At 59.8% G+C, this 19,922-nt stretch carries 17 protein-coding genes; 8 read left to right on the top strand and 9 right to left on the bottom strand.

All coding sequences use genetic code 11. From position 1 onward, the window contains the following. Positions 1 to 110 precede the first annotated feature (110 nt). The 7 genes from M2103_RS05440 to M2103_RS05470 all read right to left on the bottom strand — a co-directional run bounded on the left by M2103_RS05440 (position 111) and on the right by M2103_RS05470 (position 8,354). Entirely contained in the window at positions 111 to 779 is a 669-nt protein-coding gene (locus M2103_RS05440) for a hypothetical protein (RefSeq protein ID WP_277509238.1), read from the bottom strand. 105 nt (positions 780 to 884) lie between these two features. Then, entirely contained in the window at positions 885 to 1,649 is a 765-nt protein-coding gene (locus M2103_RS05445; protein WP_277509239.1) for a hypothetical protein, read from the bottom strand. Between the two features lie 99 nt (positions 1,650 to 1,748). Then, entirely contained in the window at positions 1,749 to 3,431 is a 1,683-nt protein-coding gene (locus M2103_RS05450; RefSeq protein ID WP_277509241.1) for a DUF11 domain-containing protein, read from the bottom strand. 353 nt (positions 3,432 to 3,784) lie between these two features. After that, on the bottom strand, positions 3,785 to 4,516 hold the full coding sequence (locus M2103_RS05455; RefSeq protein WP_277509242.1) for an ABC transporter ATP-binding protein: 732 nt from the start codon (positions 4,514 to 4,516) through the stop codon (positions 3,785 to 3,787). Then, positions 4,513 to 5,766 carry an ABC transporter permease gene (locus M2103_RS05460; RefSeq protein WP_277509244.1) on the bottom strand — a complete coding sequence of 418 codons (1,254 nt, stop codon included), beginning with the start codon at positions 5,764 to 5,766 and terminating at the stop codon, positions 4,513 to 4,515. Before M2103_RS05460 ends, M2103_RS05455 begins: the two co-directional genes overlap by 4 nt. Positions 5,767 to 5,775: 9 nt before the next feature. After that, positions 5,776 to 6,894 (bottom strand): efflux RND transporter periplasmic adaptor subunit, encoded by a 1,119-nt coding sequence (locus M2103_RS05465; RefSeq protein ID WP_277509245.1) that lies wholly within the window; start codon positions 6,892 to 6,894, stop codon positions 5,776 to 5,778. 38 nt (positions 6,895 to 6,932) lie between these two features. Next, positions 6,933 to 8,354: a TolC family protein gene (locus M2103_RS05470; RefSeq protein WP_277509246.1), complete on the bottom strand. Its 1,422-nt coding sequence runs from the start codon at positions 8,352 to 8,354 to the stop codon at positions 6,933 to 6,935. A 210-nt stretch (positions 8,355 to 8,564) separates the two neighbouring features. Here M2103_RS05470 and M2103_RS05475 point away from each other — a divergent pair, with 210 nt between their 5' ends. From M2103_RS05475 to M2103_RS05485, 3 genes are all read left to right on the top strand, one after another. Continuing rightward, entirely contained in the window at positions 8,565 to 8,954 is a 390-nt protein-coding gene (locus M2103_RS05475) for a DUF3568 family protein (protein ID WP_277509247.1), read from the top strand. 140 nt (positions 8,955 to 9,094) lie between these two features. After that, the gene (locus tag M2103_RS05480; RefSeq protein ID WP_277509248.1) at positions 9,095 to 10,711 is read left to right on the top strand and encodes a glycosyl hydrolase family 28-related protein; all 1,617 of its coding nucleotides are present in this window, start codon (positions 9,095 to 9,097) and stop codon (positions 10,709 to 10,711) included. 131 nt (positions 10,712 to 10,842) lie between these two features. Further along, entirely contained in the window at positions 10,843 to 11,946 is a 1,104-nt protein-coding gene (locus tag M2103_RS05485; protein WP_277509249.1) for a serine hydrolase, read from the top strand. A 277-nt stretch (positions 11,947 to 12,223) separates the two neighbouring features. On the opposite strand, the gene M2103_RS05490 is transcribed toward M2103_RS05485, so the two are convergent. Further along, positions 12,224 to 12,688: a helix-turn-helix transcriptional regulator gene (locus M2103_RS05490; protein WP_108824410.1), complete on the bottom strand. Its 465-nt coding sequence runs from the start codon at positions 12,686 to 12,688 to the stop codon at positions 12,224 to 12,226. A 347-nt stretch (positions 12,689 to 13,035) separates the two neighbouring features. Between M2103_RS05490 and M2103_RS05495 the strand changes: the two genes are divergently transcribed. Beyond that, positions 13,036 to 13,242: a SlyX family protein gene (locus M2103_RS05495; protein ID WP_277509251.1), complete on the top strand. Its 207-nt coding sequence runs from the start codon at positions 13,036 to 13,038 to the stop codon at positions 13,240 to 13,242. Between the two features lie 228 nt (positions 13,243 to 13,470). On the opposite strand, the gene M2103_RS05500 is transcribed toward M2103_RS05495, so the two are convergent. Then, complete coding sequence (locus M2103_RS05500) at positions 13,471 to 14,583, bottom strand: WD40 repeat domain-containing protein (RefSeq protein ID WP_277509252.1); 1,113 nt, start codon at positions 14,581 to 14,583, stop codon at positions 13,471 to 13,473. 168 nt (positions 14,584 to 14,751) lie between these two features. Here M2103_RS05500 and M2103_RS05505 point away from each other — a divergent pair, with 168 nt between their 5' ends. The 4 genes from M2103_RS05505 (at position 14,752) to mutL (ending at position 19,911) form a co-directional block, all read left to right on the top strand. Continuing rightward, positions 14,752 to 16,116, top strand: coding sequence for a hypothetical protein (locus M2103_RS05505; protein WP_277509253.1), 1,365 nt, complete (start codon positions 14,752 to 14,754; stop codon positions 16,114 to 16,116). A 120-nt stretch (positions 16,117 to 16,236) separates the two neighbouring features. Continuing rightward, entirely contained in the window at positions 16,237 to 17,685 is a 1,449-nt protein-coding gene (gene argH, locus M2103_RS05510) for an argininosuccinate lyase (protein ID WP_277509254.1), read from the top strand. Next, complete coding sequence (locus M2103_RS05515; protein ID WP_277509255.1) at positions 17,682 to 18,086, top strand: GxxExxY protein; 405 nt, start codon at positions 17,682 to 17,684, stop codon at positions 18,084 to 18,086. Before argH ends, M2103_RS05515 begins: the two co-directional genes overlap by 4 nt. Positions 18,087 to 18,090: 4 nt before the next feature. Continuing rightward, a complete protein-coding gene (gene mutL / locus M2103_RS05520) occupies positions 18,091 to 19,911 on the top strand; it encodes a DNA mismatch repair endonuclease MutL (protein WP_277509257.1) in 1,821 nt (606 codons plus the stop codon). Positions 19,912 to 19,922: the final 11 nt, after the last annotated feature.

A 19,922-nucleotide genomic window follows, 5' to 3' on the forward strand; every position in this document is an offset into this window, starting at 1 on the left:
AGCGCCATTTCCCTTTCCCAATCTTTTCGTTTTCCGCACTAAAAAGACGCGCTATAAAGAGCGCGTCAGCATAAGACATATGGTCGTTGATTTTTTTGAGGGCGAAAGCGTTATTGGCTGCTTATGAACTTCCAGTTGGCGACCTTGGCGGGATTATACATCAGGCGGTCGGTGGCTTCGTTATAGGTCGCGATGTCTACTTCGTAAACGTAGGTGAGATTGGTTTTGCTACTCGCACAAATAAGATAGTGCCGACCCGTGGCAGGGTCATATCGCTTACCCTTAACAATAGCCATGCCGTCAATCGGGCTGCCGGGCATCCCTGTGGTCGCCGTTGCTGCCACCGCGGGGCGGGTTGGGCGTGTGGGAGCGCGGCGGACGGAGCTCTTGGGCGTCGCGGCTGCCGTCTTCTTGGGCGCAGTCTTTGTCGATTTTCTAGTGGTCGTGGAACGCGTGGGCGCCGGAGCGGCGGTTGTGGCGCGCGTGGAGGAGGTCGGTTGAGCGGCCCGTTGTGGGGGGGCGGGCTGCTCTGCGGGCGCGGTCTGGCGCGACGGCGACGGCGGCATCGAAAAACTGATGGTTGGAATGGGCGCGGCGGGGGGCGCGGGGGTATAGGGGGTGATCGGAGTGGCCGGTGCCGGTTGCTGTTGGGTGCCGGCTGTTTGGGTTGTCGAACCTGGAGCCATCACTTTCCAAAGCAGCCAGCCTGCGAGGAGCAATAGCAGCAAGAGCACGACTGCGTAGATCGTGTTATTTTTTTTGCTTTTGCGTGATGCCATTTTTTCTTGATGTTAAATAACTGCCTTAACGGTAAGTTAGGTTTTGGGCAAAAAAAAACGGGGCTGCGCTTGTTAATGCCAAGCGCGAGCCCCGCCTTGAAACTGTTACCACTTCAGGCCGATGCCCGCGTAACCGTAGAGGTTGTCGCTGCCATCGTTGTAGCCATAGGACCAGGACTTGCGGTTAATGGTGTCGCCGTATTGCACGCCGACAGTGGCACGAAGATGCTTGGTGAACCAAACGGAGGCGCTGACTGTGACTCCGTAGTAGCTATAGTTATCCTTGACGTCGGGTCCCGGCGTGTCGGGATACTGGTCGCGGATGTTGCTATTGCCCACAAAGAGGCTAAAATCGACCGAGGCAGGGAACTGCTCGATGTTGAAGGGGATGCGATAGCCGGTCGCCGCCTCAACAGTGAAGTCCTTTGTGCGAATGTCGTAATATGCGGTGACGTTCGCGCCCCAGTTTTCGAGGATTTCGCGGCCTGCGCTCACATAGACTTCGTAGGTGTAATCGGTCTGGTCGTTGTCGGCTTCGGGATAGAAGTATCCGATGAGACCGCCGGTGAACTCAAAGCCCTGCCAGTGGTATTTGTAACCGCCGTAGAGGTCGAATTCGAAGTCCTTTTCGGAGGCGAAGGGCTGGTTGGCCCAACCGCCGACAAAGAAGCCGTCTTGGCCGGTGATGGGATTAAACTCAAAGTTGGCCTGCATGGACTGGCCGGCTTTCTTATCGCCGCGAAACACGTAGCGCGTGGCGTAACGCATTTCGAAGGAACCTTCCCATTGGGAAGTGGTTTGAGCCTGCGCATTGAGTGTCGTGAGTCCGACCGCGGCAGTGACGAGGGCGAGTATGGTTCTTAGTTTCATAATTTTTACAGGAAAATATGGGTAATGCAGAGGTGCCCGACCGCCGCCCGCCTTCGATCATTTGGCAGGCGGCGCGCACGAGCACCTTGCTGTGCTGAGTTAGTAAACGTAGGTCGTTTCGTCCTTGTTGATCGGTTTCGGGAGGAACGACGAGTTGAACTCAAGGCGGGTCGTGGCGACGCCTTCCTGCGCACCCTTGGCTTGGATGGTGAAGGTGATGACGCCGCGCGGCTTGAGGAGCATGTCGGGCAGTGTGACTACCTTGCCGGTGATTGTGGCGGTCTTGTCGGAGCAGGCGACCGGCGTGATTTCATCGCTGAAGATGACGCGGATCTGGCTGTTGACTTCACGATAGGCGCCCTGATTGGTGATGCGGATCGTGTAGGTGACGGAATCGCCGACGCGGATCGGGTCAACATTGTCGATGATCTCGGTGAGCACACCCGGAGGTCCGTCCCAGATGGTGGTGGCGGCCGCGGTGGCGGTCAGGCCCTTGCCGGTGCGCGCGGTGACCTTGTTGGTGGTGGTCATCGGCTCGGCGGCGGTGATGGTGACGTTGCGGGTCACGCTCTGCGCGGGAGCGAGCGAGGCGATGGTCCAAACAACTTGGTTGTTGTTCTGGGTGACAGGCGCGTCGGAGGCCGAGACGAGCTTCGAGCCCTTCGGAATGTCGTCCGTGACAGTGATGTTGTCGAGCGTCGAGCTGCCCTCGTTGGTCACGGTGATTGTGTAAGTGGCGTTGCGGGTGATCGTCTGGCGCTCCGGACCGGTCTTGGTCACGCCAATGCGGGACATGACAATGGTGACGGGCGACTCGGCGCTGACCGAGGCCGCGTTGCTGGCGGTGGCGGTGGCCTTGTTGACCCACTGGCCTTGCGAGGCGGCGGTGACGGGAATGCTGACGGTCTTGGTCTCGCCGGCGGCGATGGTGCCGATGGTGTAGGTGGGTTGTGCTTCGCTGCCGCGCAGGCCCGAGGGGAGGTTGTCAACAACGACAACATCCTTGGCGGTGGCCGTGCCGACGTTGGAGACGCGCACCGTGTAGCCGATCGTGCTGTTGAGCTCGGCCTCGCGCGGGCCGATCTTTTCGATGGCAAGACGCGGGGAGCCGGCGCGGAAGCCGAGGCGGGCCACGGGGTCAACGCAAACCTTGGTGGCGGTCAGGAACTCGCCTTCCATGTTCGGGCGGACGGTGATGACGGTATCCTGCTGCTCGCCTTTGCGCATCGAGGCATAACCCCAGTTGAGGTCGTTGCCGCTCTTGGCAACGTCGGGCGTGGCGCCCACGTAGGTCGCGCCTTCGGGGAGATGCTCCGTGACGCGGACTTCCGTGATGTCGGCCAGCGCCGTGACACGAACGCGATACTGATAAGCGGAACCGACTTCGCCGGGTGCGCTGAGCAGGGTCTTTTCAATGGTGTAAAGGTTGGAGTCAAAACGGTTGCCAATCGCACCAGTGCCCACGGGAGCAACATAAGCGGGCTTGCTCTCGGTCTTTGTGGTGACAACGGTGGCCGGCTTGGTCTCGGTGACGGTGGTTCTGGTGGTAGTGGTCGTGGTGGTGGTCTTGGTTGCGGCAGGTCTTGTGGGAGCTGCGGCAGCGGGAGCCTCGGTGTAGGCTTTTGCGGGAGCGGCATTTGTGGCCTCAATAGCCGGAGCCGGATTGCTTTGCGGATACTCCGGATATTGCTTCGACTGCGGAACGGCCATCAAATTGGTGGCCAAAAACGCGACGATGACGAATGCGAGACCGGTGATCTTGATTTTACTTATCGGTTTCATAGAAGGTTGGTTCTGGTTTACTTGGTGTTAGGACAAACTGGTTAGCACACAGTAGTTGCTTGTGACTAATTTCAACTGACTAACATGTAGCAGACAAGCATAATTCTCTTTAGTTGCCCGAAAACTTCCGGTTTTTGAAATTGGTCATGAACTCTTGGCTATGAAGTATTTTGGTTCTTTTCTTTCATGTAAAAAACAATCGTTTTTTTGAAGTGGAAATTTTGGGGAAATATGGTGCCGCCTGTTTTCAGCGTCCGGCATTTATAACACGAAACCAGCGGGAACCAAGCGCATCCTTGATTTTAAGACATTGAATATCATTTTTTTACAAAAAATTATGAATTCGCGCCCGGTCAATCGACAAACACGCCATCTCGCATCGTGCGGACGCGATCGCATCGATCCGCAATCTCGGGATTGTGGGTGACGAGCGTGATCGCCTGGCCGTTTTCCTTGGCAAGGCGCGTGAGCAGGTCGAACACAATGGCGGAATTTTTTACATCAAGGTTTCCCGTTGGCTCGTCCGCGAGGATGATTGAAGGCTGGTTTGCCAGCGCGCGGGCGATCGCGACGCGCTGTTGTTCGCCGCCGGAAAGCTGCGTCGCCAGCCGGTGTGTTTTCGCGCCGAGCCCGACGGCGTCGAGCAAATGCCGCGCCCAGTCCAGCCGTTTCGCCACCGGCCAGCGGCCCAAGCGATTCATCGGCAGCATCACGTTTTCAAGCGCCGTAAACTCCGGCAGCAGGAAGTGAAACTGAAAAACGAAGCCGATATGCTCGTTGCGAATCGCCGTGCGCTCGTCGTCGCCGGCCTGCGCGACATCGCGGCCGCCAATCCAGATTTCCCCGCCCTCCGGCCTGTCGAGCAAGCCGAGCAAATATAACAAAGTGCTCTTGCCGCAACCCGAAGGCCCGACAATCGCCGTGACCGAACCGCGACGCGCCGAAAACGAAACCTCGCGCAGCACATGCACGCGCGCCTCGCCCTCGCCGAGATGACGCACGAGTTTCTCACAACGCAACGCCACCTCTCCCGCCGGGTTCTCCGGTTGTATAATATTATTATCCTTATTATTAATCGCGCTCATTGTGACGCCCCCCGGATGATCGCCGCCGGCTCAAGCTCGGCCGCGCGCCGCGCCGGCAGCAAGCTCGCAATCAAAACAACAACCGCCGACGCCGACGCCGCGCCCAAATAATGCAGCACGCGCCACGCCACGACAATATGGTCGGCGGCAAACAATCCCGTGTTCGGCATGGGCATGCTCGAAACGCCCCAAGTCGCCAGCGCGCCCAGCGCGCACCCGATTGTCACACCCAGCACAAGCACCATCATCCCCTGCATCATGAACACAAACCCGATGTCGCCGCGCGTGAAACCCATCGAGCGCAAAATCGCAATCTCCTTCGTTTTTTCCATGACGATCATGAAAAGCGTGTTAAACATGCCCAGCCCCGAAACCACTATTATGGTAAATACTATAATCGCCGCCATGACCCGGAAAAACTGGAACACCGCCAGCCAAATCTGCTCGCGCTCCTGCCAGCTCTTCGCCACGTGATCCGTCATCAGCGAGACCTGCTCCGCCATTTCGGGCGCCTTGTTTATATCGCGCAAACCGACTTGCAAATACGTCGCGCCGTAGGGGCGGTTCAATAATATGCGCGCCTCCTGCATGTGCATAAAAACACGCACCTTGTCTATGTCACGAATTCCGGTTTCATAAATCGCCGACACCTTGTAACGCGTCGAATGCCCGGCGTATGATATTAACACGGAATCCCCCGGCCTGAGCCCGAGCCGGTTGGCCAGCACCGAGCCGACAAGCACGCCGGAGGGCGCGCGCCTGAAATCATCAATGCCGCCGATTGTAATCTGGTGCGCCAGGTCGGAAACCGCCAGATGGTCGTCCAGCTCGATGCCAAAAACCTGCCCCGCGTCCTCGCGCGTCGCCGACTGGATGCCGATGTTGCCGCGCAACACGGCGGACACGTTTGTGACATCGGGAAAACGCTTGATCGCCTCGCCCAGCAATCGCGGCTCGGCCACGCCCTCCTGATACTTGCGATTGCTTTCCACGGTCACGCTCCCGACCGGGCGGCCCTGGGCGTCAACAGCCCCGACCGCCGGAGTCATGTTTTGAAACATCTTGTCCTCGACGCGCATCGGCCCGTCGGTGCCGATGATTGTGCGAACAAAAAACTCCTGAAATCCGCTCGTGATCGCCTGTGTTAATATAATAAACGCAACCCCCATCGCGATGCCCACAAGGCTCATCAGCATGGAACGCTTTTTCGCCAGCAAAAAGCGCAGCGCGATTTTCAGGTTCGTTTGCATTATTATATATTAGCGCGCCGCCGGCCTTGCGACACGCACGCGCTGTCCGTCGCGAAACGTCGCGGGGAAATCCACTATAATCTCATCGCTTTCGCTCAAGCCGTCGAGGATCTCGACATTGTTCAACCCCGAGAAACCCGTGCTCACGGCAACCTTGAACGCACGATTGTCGCGCACGGCAAAAACGGAATTGCCCAGCAGCGCGCGCCTGTCGGCGATCAACACATCATTATGCTGGTCCACCGTGATGCTGGCCTCGCCCGTGAGCCCCGGCACAAGGCGGTCCTCCGGAATATCAGCCTTCAAGTAGGCAATATAGCGCCGCGTTTTTTCATCCGCATTGGGAAGCACGCGCTCAACCGAGGCCTTGAACTGCTGCCCGCCGTAACCGAGCAATTGCATGTTCACGGGCAGGCCGGGGCGCACACCCGAAAAATTTTCCTCGCTGATTTGCGCCTGCACAAGCCGCTCTCGCGAAATGACGCGGCACAACACCTGCCCTCCGCCGACAAGATCGCCCGCGCGCGCGACGATCTCGGATATCGTGCCGTCGTTCGCCACGACGACCGCCATCTTTTCGAGCGAGCGCCTTTTGGTCTTCAGCGACAATTCGAAGCTTTCGAGCCTCTGCCGGTTTGATATTTCCTCGTTGGCCAGGTGAAACTTGAGCTGCTCCAATGCGCGTTTGGCGCGGTCCAGCTCCTGCTGGGAAATGCGCCCCTGCTCGGCGAGGCGCGTGCTGTTTTTCACGGACTCCTCGGCGGCGGCAATCTCGAAGCGCCTCGGCGAGCCGAGCGCGATGCTGTCCTTGAACGCCCTGTATTCCGACTCCGTGCGCTCGATGTCGAGCTCGAGGTCCTTCGTGTCGATTTGATACAAAACATCGCCCGCCCGCACCTCCTGCCCGAGCTGCACATTGCTTTTTAATATGCGCCCGCCCGCCTCGCTCTTTATATCCATGCTGAACGACTCGGTGACGAGTATGTTGGCGGGCACCACGCGCATGGCCGTCCCCCGTTTCACGGAATCGACAACCGCCACGGGCAGCCTCTGGTAATACACCCAGAATCCAACCGCGGCCGCCACCGCGAGAACCCCCGGTATTATTAAAATGCGTTTCAATTTCATTATTATAAAGTCGGCATGAATATTATATTTCGATTATATCAATCTCCCGCGACCGCGTTTCCGCGATCCCGCGCGACCGGGTCCCGTCCGCGATTTGACAAATACGACGCCAATGTTGTGTAAAACTGCGCGCGCGCCGCGTGGATGCCGTGCGTCGCGTGATTGAGGGAAGTCCTCGCGTCATCGACATCGCGCCGCGAACGCATGCCGCTCGCGAAATCCTGCCCGGCGCGCTCCAGGACTTCGCGCGCCCTGTCCAGGTCGCGCTCGGAGTTTTGCAACTGCCGCCACGCAATCATCAACCTGGCCGTTTCCGCGCGCCGCTCGGCGCCCTCCTGCTGCTCGATCTGCGCGCGGCTGGTTTCATAGGCGCGCAGGCGGTTGAGCGAGGCGCGGCGGGTGGCTTGCGACGCAAACCCGTCAAACAGCGACCAGTTCACCGCGAGCAACGCGTTCCAGCTTGTTATGAGCGATTTTTGCCCGAACGTGTCGCCCGCGTCGCGCCGGTCGTCTTGGTTGACCGAGAGTTCGACTCCAATTTTTGGATACAGGCGTTTTTTGGCGATTTCGTAATTGAGTCTCTCGATCCTTGCCGCGTCGGCCATCTCCTCGGCGCGCGCGGATGGCGGCGCGCTCACGATCCCGGATATCGCCGCCAGCGCATCCCCGATGTCGGCAAGCGGGGGGATTTCCACGGGCAGCCGGTCGATTTCCGCCGGCGTCATTCCCGTGATTTGCACAAGCGTCGCGCGCAACGCCGCGCATTCGTTTTCAAGTCGCGCAACCTCGGGCAGCTGCAAATCGACTTCGCGGTCCGCGCCGTCAAGCGCCGCCGGGGCGAGCGAGCCGTCGTCAATCGACTGCCGCACATATTCGCGATCCTTCCGAACCCGCTCCAGTTTCAAGCGCGCAAGCTCCAAGTCATTCGACACAAGCACAAAGTCGAAATACCGCCTGCGCAAATCCACCGCGAGCACCCGCCGCGTCTCGGCGACATTGCGCTCGGCAATCGCCTTTCGGATTTGCGCAATCTGATAATTTTTCTCCAACGCCCCCCAATGATACAGCGGCTGGTAAAAACCCACGTTGAACAAAACCGATGCCACGGTGCGGTCTTTTGCGCCGGATTCGCGGTGCTGCTCGTAAATCACCCCCGGGCGCGCCCACGCGCTCACATTGGGCAGCATCGGGGCGCGACCCACCGTCACCTCCTCGCGCGCCACCGCCGCCAGCCATTCCTTCATGATTATGTCCGGCCCGTTCACGAGCCCCTTGCGCAGCATCTCGTCGAGCACGGGCAGTTTGCGCTCCGGCAGTTCCGCCTGCAAACGCGCCACGACGGTCTCACGCGCCGACGCATCCTCCGACGCCCCAAAAACCATCCCGCGGCCAGGCACAATCACCCAAAGGACCGCCGCGAAGACGAACCGCCTGTTGATGTGTGCGTTAAAAAAAGCCATTGCCGAAACACAAAATGATTGAAAAAGATGTTTTTTGAATCGGGAAACCCCGTCTCTGACAACGAAAACAAAAGATATCTCCATGCAAAAAACGCGCTCCCGTTGCAAATTAATGCAACAAGCGCACTTCACGCCTGACAAATACTCGCAATTCACCCATTGTCCAAAGTTCCTGTCTTTTTTAACACTCAGTTTTTACAGCACAACACCATGCTCAAGCACACCATAGCCACCCTCCTCATCGCCGCCTGCCTCGCCTTTGTCGCAGGCTGCCAAAACATCCCCCTCGGCGGGGAAAACAACGTCGGCGCGTTTAACTTCGGCGAATTCGAAGGCCTCTACAACACGACCGCGCCCACCGTCACCCAAACCGCCCGCGAAGCCGCCCAGCAACTCGGCCTCACCGAGGTCGCCCTCACCGAGGGCAAGTTTGAATCAACAATCATTGCCCGCGATGCGAACGACCTGAAGGTGCAGATCAAAGTCTCCGAGGCCAACAGCCTCCAAACCAAGATTCGCATTCGCTGGGGCACCGGCGGCGATCGCGACCAGTCGATCAAGTTCTACAACACGGTCGAAAAGCTGCTCGCCTCCAAATAAGGGCGAACCATTACTCTTCCCCCAAAAGCCGCGCCCGCAAAGGCGCGGTTTTTTTGTGTCAGTTGTCTGACTGTTCACCCCGCCGCGGCTTTGCCCCGGCCGCGCCTGTCCAACCATCCTGGCATGCAAGCGCTCCCCCAATGCGACACGCCACCGTCATCCTGCTCACAATCCTCTCCATCCTTCCCATGCCCAAAGTCCGCGCCAGCAAAACCGTCCCCGATATCCCGCATTCGCATTCCGTCCGCGCGCACGGCGCCGTCGGCGACGGCAAGACGCTCGACACCGCCGCCATCAACCGCGCCATCGAAGCCGCGTCCGCCGCGGGCGGCGGCACCGTCCACTTCCCCGCCGGTTCATATCTCTCCGCGACAATCCGCCTCCGCAGCAACATCACACTTCACCTCGACGCCGGCGCGAAAATCCTCGCCGCCGACACCGGCTACGACGCACCCGAGCCCAATAAATGGGGCGACCTCAAATACCAGGACTTCGGCCACTCGCACTGGGCCAACTCGCTCATCCACGGCGACGGCCTCGAAAACATCGCCATCACCGGCCACGGCCTTATCGACGGACGCGGCCTCAACCGCGGCTGGGGCGCGACCGAGGGCTCCGGCAACAAAACCATCGCGCTGCGCCTCTGCCGCAACGTCACCCTGCGCGATTTTTCCGTTTACCACGGCGGCCACTTCGCGCTCCTCGCCACCGGCGTTGACAACCTCACCATCGACAACCTCCGCATCGACACCAACCGCGACGCGCTCGACATCGACTGCTGCCGCCACGTCCGCATTTCCAACTGTTCCCTCAACACCCCCAACGACGACGCCATCGTCCTCAAAACCTCCCACGCCCTCGGCGAAGTCCGCCCCACCGAGCACGTCACGATTACGAACTGCTCCGTCACCGGCTACAACCTCGGCACCCTCCTCGACGGCACCTACCGGCGCACCCTCGCCCACTCGCCCGACAAGGACGGCCCCACCGGACGCATCAAATTCGGCACCGAGTCCAACGGCCCCTTCCGCAACATCACCATCTCGAACATCGTCTTCGACCGCTCGCGCGGCATCGCGCTCGAAAGCGTCGATGGCTCCGAAATCGAGGACATTGCCATCAGCAACATCACCATGCGCGACGTGTCGAACGCCCCGCTCTTCATCCGCCTCGGCAACCGCGCCCGCGGCCCCAAGGGCACGCCCGTCGGCTCGATCAAGCGCGTCACCATCGACAACCTCGTCGCCTCCGACGCCGACGGCCGCTTCCCCGCCTTCATCATCAGCGGCATCCCCGGCCATCACATTGAAAACATCCGCCTCTCCAACATCCGCGTCGAGACGCGCGGCGGCCTGACGATGAAGGAAATCGCCGCGCAACCCGACGCGCTCGTCAACGCCTTCTTCCTGCGCGGCGGCGCGCCCGGCGTGCAAGGCAAGCGCGCGCCCTTCGCGGTGCCCGAGCGCGACAACGCCTATCCCGAGCCGAGCATGTTCGGCCTTCTGCCGGCGACCGCGCTCTACGCGCGCCACGTCAAAAACCTCCAGCTCCACAACGTCGAAGTCGCCACGACGCAACCCGACGAGCGTCCCGCGCTGGTGCTGGAGGACATCGACGGCATCACGCTGCGCGACATCACGCTCCCCGAGCCCGCCAAGGCAAAGTCCGCATGGGCGCGCTTGACCGACGTGAAAAATTTCATCCACAACGACGCCAAACCCAAAACCGTCGTCAAAACAACGGAGTTGAAAAAATAGCGCATCCGTGAAAATCCGGCAGCCGCCGGCACACCTTAACCCAAAGCAATTGTTCCCCATTCAAGCCGGATTTCGTGGATTTGTGTCGCCAGCCATTTTGCCAGCTGCATCTCTTTGCATTTCCCCTGACGATGAAAACCCACACAACCCTTCGATTGCAGACGCTTCTGCTTGGCCTCTGCCTGCTTTCGGCGCTCCAATGCCCGGCACAAACGCAACCCGCGAAACTGGTGCCTGTTTACCCCGGTAAAACATGGTCGAGCGCCGACGCGCCCGAAAAATACGGCTGGTCCCCGGAAAAACTGCAACAAGCCCGCGCCTACTCCGGAACCATCGCCACCGAGGCGGTGATGATTGTGCACAAGGGCGTCATTCTCGACCAATGGGGCGCCACGACCAAACGCCTCAACATTCACTCGATCAGAAAAAGCTTCATCAGCGCGCTCTACGGCATCGCCGTGGAAGCCGGGCAAATAAGCTTGGACGACACACTCGAAAAACTCGGCATCGACGACCGAGCCCCTTCGCTCACAGCCGCCGAAAAACAAGCCACTGTGGGCGACTTGCTCAAGGCCCGCTCGGGCGTTTATCACCCCGCCGCCTATGAAACAGCGTCCATGAAAAAAAAGCGCCCCGCGCGAGGCGCTCATCCGCGCGGCGCATTCTGGTATTACAACAACTGGGACTTTAACGCGCTCGGAGGCATTTACGAAAAAGTCGCGAAACAAAATGTCTTCGACGCCTTCCGGCAACACATCGCCGCCCCGCTCCAAATGGAGGACTTTCAGGTCCCGGCGGACACCAAGTTTGTCAACGAGCCCGAGTCCGATTTCCCGGCGTATGTCTTCCGCATGTCCGCGCGCGACATGGCGCGTTTTGGCCTGCTTTATTTGCGCAACGGCAAATGGGCGGACAAGCAAATCCTGCCCGAAAAATGGGTGCGCGAAAGCGTCGCGGCATATTCGAAAACCGGCGGCTCGGGCGGTTATGGATACCTGTGGTGGGTCGCGGTCGACGGGCGTCATTATCCCGGCGCAGAGCTGCCCGACGGCTCCTACTCGGCGCGCGGCGCTGGCGGCCACTGCATTTTGATCCTTCCGGAATACGACCTCGTGATCGTCCACCGGGTGAACACCGACATCCCCAACAAAGTAACCTCGGCCCAACTTGGCAAGCTGCTCAAACTCATCCTTGACGCAAAAATGCAAGCGCCGGCATCGCAAGGCCGAGCCTGAAAAAGTTTGCGACAAAAGAGCGGCCTTCAGATCGCCCGCGCAACGCGCGCGCGAAATTCGCGCCGGGGTTTTGTGAACCGCAAACGCGGCGGCTGGCGGAACGCCGTCTCGAGCGCCGGCGGCGCCCCGCCAAAAACGGCCGCGCCATTCAAGGGAAAGTCGTCCTTATAAAAAGGCCGCGTTGAAATAAAAACCCGCCTTGCCGCGCACGGTTTTGTATAAACAAAAAAGCCGCATGCTGGCATGCGGCTTTGCGGGAATATGTTATTTATGGAATTTACTCCGCCGGGTTGTTGACGGCGTTTTTCTCCTCCACCTTGAGCTTCCGGATGCTTTCCAAAATGGCAATCACCTCGGGCTGCTCGGCGGCGTAGTAGAGCGTGCGGATTTGGTTCACCGTGAGATGCTCGCGCATGACGAGCTCGCTCAGCAATTGCACGGCCTCCTTCTCCGTCGCCCGGTATTGCGCAATGCGTTCGTGCGCCTCGTGCGAACTCTGCTCTTGCGTGAGGTTGATGCCGCTGATCGATTCGAGCCACAACAGCGCGATACTCTTGGTTTCCGGTGAATTGCTGTCATACCCCATCTTCGCCATCAGCTCGGCGATGGTTTTAAACTTAACCGGCCTGCCACTTTCAACATTGATAACCGTGTTTCTGTGACATCCCACCAGCTTGGCAAGCCCATCGTGCGTGAGCCCCTTTGATTCCCTCAGATTACGAAAGAGTTGTGTGTAATTCATTGGATTAATTTACTAGTTGATTATGCTATTTGCTAATTTGTCAATACATCGGCAAACTTTTTTAACATGTTATTACATAGGCTGTTTGTAGCATAAATTAGAATCCGAGTGTATTGAATAATTGCTGTGTTTGAATTTAATGTGTCATACTGCCGATGGACATTCCCCCACCCTTGGACTAAAATATCCATGTTAGATATAAATGTTAGACACTCATCACTATTATCTGTTTCGTAATAAAGGGCTAATTTGCCGTAAAAAACAGCTTCGATAAAACATGTCGGTTTTATCGTTACTCATTGACATTACGCACAATCTGTTTCTCTCTCGCGCAAGAAACTTCTTTTATGGACATCGAAGCACGCACCGCCCGACTCGAAGAACATCTCACTTGGTTGCAGCAACACGCAACCGAGCAAGATCGCATAATTAGCACACAATCGTTCGAGATCGACCTGCTAAAAAACCAACTGATACTCCTAAAAGAGCAATTATCTCATAAAAGCAACCAGTCTAATTTTGATGTGCAGAACGAAAAGCCCCCGCATTATTAATAAAATTATACTAACACACAACACATGTGTTCTGTCGGGCGGGCTCGTTGATTTGTTATTTTGAGGAAAAAGGCGGGACCACGCCGAATATGAACACGCGCAAACCAAGTGCGATCGCGGTGAGTCGAAAAAAAGATATTCACGGGCAGACCAACACACACCGTGCGCGGGGAATCAAAAGGCCGTCGACTGGCCTTTTGGCAAACACACGCGACAAGCCACCGGCGCTCACGCTTCCACCGACAGCACATACACGGCTCCTTTTTTGGAGCCGATTGCCAGAAACCGGTCGTCCGGAGTCCATGCCAGTTTTGTGGCCGCGGAGGGCATTTTCACCGTGGCGCGCAAGGGCTGGTTGCGATCCAGGCTCCACAGCATCACCGAGCCGTCCTCCGACGCCGATGCGAGCAAGCCATGCGTCCGCTGGAACGCCAGCGCGCACACTTTTTCGGGATGGGGCAGCAAGTCGGGCTCGCGCCCCTCGGGGCCGGGGCCGCTGCAATTCCACACGCACGCATCACGCCCGCCGCCCGTCGCCAGCCATTGGCTGTTGCGGTCAAACGCCAGCGTGACGACCTTGCTTTCGTAGCCGCTCATGTGCAATTCAAGCCCCGTCTCCGGAATCCACAAATGCACGCTTTGGTCCTGATTGCCGGAGACAAGCCAGCGGTTGTCGGGCGACCAGACCAGCGAGTGGATGCCGTTGTTGTAGGGCAGCTCTTTTTGCAGCACAAAATCGTCCCCGTCCCAAAGCCGCACGCCGCCGAAATGCGCCGCCGCGAGCGCGCCGCCGTCCGGCTCCCAAGCTATCGCCTGCACGGTTTTCGGCGCGGGTTTGCAACGATACCGCTCCGAGCCGTCGGCGTTGAGAAACACGACATCCTTCCCCGCCGCCGCGGCCAAAAGCGAGGAAGCCGGAACGCCGGGAGAATTTGTTTTCCCGGTCTCCGCACTTTCCTGCTCTCCGGTCTCTGATTTCCCCGGTCGCCATGCGATGTGGTCAACCCACGCACTGCCCAATTCCGCCGTGGTCACATGCTGGCCCGAGTCGGCGTCCCATAATTTGACCGCCCCGTCCTGACCGCCGCTCGCCAGCATGCGCGAAACCGCGCCTCCCGCCGTCACCGGAGCCCATGCGATGCAATTCGTGCCATCATCATGGCCCGGCAATTCGTGGAGCATGGTTTCCGACACGTCGGATGTCGCCGTCACCGCCTTCGGGCGAAAAATCGAGATGCCGCCGCCCGCCGATGCCGCCGCCAGCAACTCCCCGTCCGGCGACCAAGCCAGATCGATCACATAATCATCCAAAAGCGAAGCCCAGTGTTTCGACAGATTCATTTGAATGCGAAATGTGGATTGCGGATTGCGGAATGTGAAGCAGGGAAATTGCGCCGGGATTCGATAAGGACGAACGTATCGATTATGTTTACAATTCACCCCGATGGAACTTTTCCTCTTCACTCGTTTCGTTTGCGATAGTCTGGATTCCGCACAACGCGCATGCGCATGCTTTCAACAATAATCCCGCAAAAAACCGTCTGCGTCCTCCTTTCGCTCGCGCTTATTTTTAGCGGGTGCGCATCAACGCCGCGCGCCGACCGCGAGATTCCGTTCACAGGCAATTATCTCACCTATCATCAGGCCAACATCAATGTCGCGTCGCCCCGCAACAAAGTCCTCTGGCAATATCGCGCCGCTGGCACCGCGATTCGCCGCGGGGAACACGCGCTTGCGAAAACTTTTCTCGACGACGCCCTCGCCTCCGCCGCCGCGGCCTACGGACAACCCAACAGCGATGCCGCGAAGGCCCGCGGGCTTTTCAAAAGCGAGGCCGGCAAGCCCTTTTACGGCGAGCCCTACGAGCGCGTAATGGCCAACTTTTACCGCGCGTTGCTTTACTGGGCGGATGGCGAACCCGACAACGCCCGCGCGCTTCTCCGCACGGCCGCGCTCCTTGATTCCGACACCGTTGATAAAACCTACGCCGCGGACTATATCCTGCTCGATTATCTCGACGGTTTCATCACCGCCAAACTCAGCGGCAATCCCGATGCCGGGGCAGGCGCGCTCGCCCGGGCCCGCGCCAGCGCCGCGTTGCAACACGTCCCGGCGCCGCCCGACTACGACCTGAAAACCAACGTCCATCTCTTCGTCGAATACGGACGCGCGCCGATTAAATACGCGGCGGGGCAGGCGGGCGAACGCCTCTGGTTCACCGTCAGAAAAGGCCCGGTCAGGCACGTCCGGCTGCATGTCGCCGGCCAAACCCAGGCGGTTCCCGCATACGACGATCTTGGTTATCAAGCCACCACTCGAGGCCCGCGCGTGATGGATCATGTTCTCGGCAACAAAGTCGCGTTCAAGGAAAACACCGGCATGGTTGCCGATGCCGCGCTTGCCATTCCCTCCCTGCTGGCAACCGCGCTCGCCAACACCGAGTTTGGCATTGGCGACGTGCCCGCGCCGTATAACCCGCCGCCCCCCACCCGCCCGCCCAAGCCCCGCAACTCCCACAAACCAAAACACAAGGATGACCATGATGACGGAAGTGACATCGGCGCGGTCCTTGCGCCCATCGCAATAGGCATCGGCGCCCTCGTTGCAATCGGCATCGGCGCATCCGCGCTTTCAAACGCCACCAAAACGGAAGCCGACACCCGCGTGTGGGAAAATCTGCCCCGCCACCTCTGCTACCTTCCGCTGTCACTTCCGCCCGGAACGCATCCCGTCACGCTCGACTTTCTCGACGAGGACATGCAGCCCGTCTACCTCCAGAAACAAACCTTCACGATCACAGTTCCGGCAACCGCCTCTTCCTTCGCCGCCGGCCACGCCGACATAATTGTTTTCCGCAGCCAGTTGCACGATTGACGCCTTTTTTAAATTTCGGTTTTTGGGATTTGAGATTTCTTTGGTCTACGAGCTTGCGAGTGGCCTGACATTTGGGATTTCGTGATTCGAAAATTTTCCCCACTCTCCCCCTTTTTAATCATGGCCAAATCCACAAAAACCGCCCGCCCGTCCCAACAAGCCACCTGGGGCGGCCGCTTCACGTCCGGCCCCGCCGAGCTCATGCTCGCGTTTAGCGAATCCGTCTCGTTCGACCGCCGCCTCGCGCCGTTCGACATCGCCGGCAGCAAGGCCCACTCCGCCATGCTCGCGCACACCGGCATCATCACCGCCGCGGAACGCGACGCCATCCACGCCGGCCTCGACGCCATCCTCGCGGAAATCGACGCGGGCAAATTCAAGTGGGACGTGAAACTTGAGGACGTGCACATGAACATCGAGCAGGCGCTCACCCGCCGCGTGCCCGCCGCCGCCAAGCTCCACACCGCGCGCAGCCGCAACGACCAGGTCGCCACCGACATGCGCCTCTACCTCAAGCACGCCTGCGCGCAACTCTCCGAAAAAATCGCCGCCGCCCAGCGCGCCATCCTCGCCGCCGCCGCCGCGCACGCCGACGTGCTCGTCCCCGGCTACACGCACCTCCAGCGCGCGCAGCCCGTTTATCTCGCGCACCATCTTTTCGCGTGGCTCGAAATGCTCCAGCGCGACCGCGCGCGCCTCGCCGAGACCGCCGCGCGCGCCAACTGGTGCCCGCTCGGCTCCGGCGCCATCGCCGGCACCACGCTCCCCATCGACCGCGAGTTCACCGCGAAACAACTCGGCTTCGTCGATGCGCGCGGCCGCCCGCAAGTCACGCAAAACAGCATGGACACCGTCGCCGACCGCGACCTGTTCATCGAGTTCGCGCACGCCTGCGCGCTCTTCGGCGTGCACATCTCGCGCATCGCCGAGGACTTGATTCTCTGGTCGAGCGCGGAGTTTAAATTCGTGGAATTGCCCGACGCGTTTTGCACCGGCTCCTCGCTCATGCCGCAGAAAAAAAACCCCGACTCGTGCGAACTTCTCCGCGGCAAATCCGCGCGCCTGCAAGGCAACCTCCACACGCTCCTCACGCTCGCGAAAGGCCTGCCGCTCACCTACAACCGCGACCTCCAGGAGGACAAGCCGCCGCTCTTCGACAGCCACGACCAAACCGCGATCTGCGCCGACGTGCTCGCGGGCACCTTCACCGGCCTCAAGATGAACCGCGACCAATGCGCCGCCGCCGTGGCCGACCCCGCGCTGCTCGCCACCGATCTCGCGGATTATCTCGTCGAGCGCGGCGTGCCGTTCCGCGAGGCGCACCACGCCGTCGGCGCGGTCGTGCGTGTTGCGGAGACGCTCAATGTTCCGCTCAACGAAATCCCCCTCGCGGAAATTCAAAAAATCCATCCCGCCTACGCAAAGGACTGGACGCAAGTCTTCGACCTCAAGCGCGCCATGCAAAAACGCCGCGGCACCGGCATGCCCGGCCCGCAACAAATCAAAAAACAATTCGCGCGCTGGAAAAAGCTAATCGCGGAAACGCGGAAGGGCGGAAATGCGGAATGAATTTAATAGAACAAGACTTGAGTGACCGCGTGTTGAATGCGGCCATCGAGGTGCATCGAGCACTCGGTCCCGGATTTCTCGAAAAGATATACGAAACCGCCCTGACGCATGAACTCACCAAACGCGGCCACAAGGTGGAGTGCCAAAAGACCGTCACAATTGTCTATGACGGCCAAATCCTCGGCGAGCATCGGCTCGATCTCATCATTGATGGCCGCATCATTCTTGAGCTCAAGGCCTGCAAAGCCATCGAAGACATCCACCTGGCCACAGCCCGTTCCTATCTGAAAGCCACGGGATGCAAACTTGCCCTCGTCCTCAACTTCGCCGAAGCGCGGCTGGCAATAAAACGCGTCGTTCTTGACTCCGCGCCTTCCGTCCTTCCGCGCTTCCGCGATTAAGAAAATGTCCTCGAAAATCAAAATCCTTCCCGACCGCGTGGCGAACCAGATCGCCGCGGGGGAGGTCATTGAGCGGCCCGCGGCGGTCGTGAAGGAGCTCGTGGAAAACGCGCTCGACGCCGGGGCCACGCGGCTCGAGGTCGAGTTTCGCCACGGCGGACGCTCGCTCATGCGCATCGAGGACAACGGCGCGGGCATGTCGCGCGACGACGCGCTGCTCGCGCTCGAACGCCACGCCACGAGCAAAATCGCCGCCGCCGCCGACCTCGACTCGCTCTCCAGCTTCGGGTTTCGCGGCGAGGCGCTGCCGTCAATCGCCAGCGTATCCGAATTTTCAATACAAACGCGCGAGGCCTCGTCCGACACCGGCACCGAGGTTTTTGTCAACGGCGGCAAACTCGTCCACGTGCGCGAATGCGGCCGCGCCGTCGGCACGCGCATCGAGGTCAAGCACCTCTTCAACTCCGTGCCCGCGCGCCGCAAGTTTTTGAAAAGCGACGCCACCGAGTCCGCGCACATCATCCAGGGCGTGAGGCTCTACGCGCTGGCGTTTCCGCATGTCGCGTTCACGTTGATCGAGGACGGGCGCGTCATTTTTCGCTCGCCCCAATGCGAGACGCTCCGCGAGCGCGTCGCCGGCATTTTTGGAAAACAAATCGCCGAGAACCTGATCCCCATCGACGCCGCCGAGGGCGGCATGCGCATCAGCGGACTGATCGACCGGCCCGGCTCCGGCATGGGACGCGCGACGCGGCACGAGATGATCACGTATATCAACCGGCGCCCGGTGGACAGCCGCGCGCTCAACTACGCGCTCATTGAAAGCTACACGGAGCACCTGCCGAAGGGCCGGTATCCGGTGGCGTTTGTTTTTTTCGAGATCGATCCGGCGGCGGTCGATGTGAATGTGCACCCGGCAAAACGCGAAGTGCGCTTTCGCAACGAAACCGCCGTGCGCGGTTTTGTGATTCGCAACGTGCTTGATGCGTTGCGCAACGCGCAAGGCGGATTGGGCGGATCGAGTGGCACGGGCGATCCGCCCGTGGGCTTGGGAGGCATGGCCGGGACGGCCGCGCAAACACCGCCGACGTTTGCGCCGACTCCGCGAGTCACGCCGCAGGTTCAAACACATGGGCGAGTCGCCCATGCCACCCAACCCATTCAATCCGCCGGACACACGGGCGGGTCGCCCGTGCCACCCAACCCACCCGAACCGCGGCCAATCGAAAATCGGAAACCGGAAATCGGAAATTCCACCTGGCGGTTTCTCGGGCTCGCGCACCAGGCTTACGCGCTTTTTGAAACGTCCGCAGGGCTCGTCGTGCTTGACCGCCGTTCTGCGCACGAACGCATCTGGTTCGAGCGGCTGCAAACGCAATTCCGCTCCGGCGAGGTTCCCAGCCAGCGCCTCCTGCTTCCCATCCCCATTGAACTCGACGCCATCGCCAGCGCGCTGCTGCTCGACCGGCTGGATTTTTTCAACAAGCACGGTTTTGAAATCACCGAGTTCGGGCGCAATTTTTTCCGCGTGGAGAGCGTGCCCGCGTGGATGGAGCCGGCGGATGCCGAGCCGTTTGTGCGCGACCTGCTCGGCGCGTTGCGCGACGGACGCTTGCAGGAAAAAAACATCGACCTCGCGCGCGACGAACTGGCGCGGCTCGCCGTTGTGAAGGCGATTCGCCTGCCCGCCGCGGCAAGCGAGGCCGAGATGCGCGCGATGATCGGCCAGCTACTCGCCTGCAAGACCCCGCTCACCAGCCCCGCCGGACGCCCGACTTATTTCGAGCTGTCGCTAGGCGAACTCGCGCGGCGGTTCGGAAGGTAGCACAGACAAGA

The organism is Ereboglobus sp. PH5-5 (genome assembly GCF_029504805.1).
In the GTDB taxonomy this organism is placed as follows: domain Bacteria; phylum Verrucomicrobiota; class Verrucomicrobiia; order Opitutales; family Opitutaceae; genus Ereboglobus.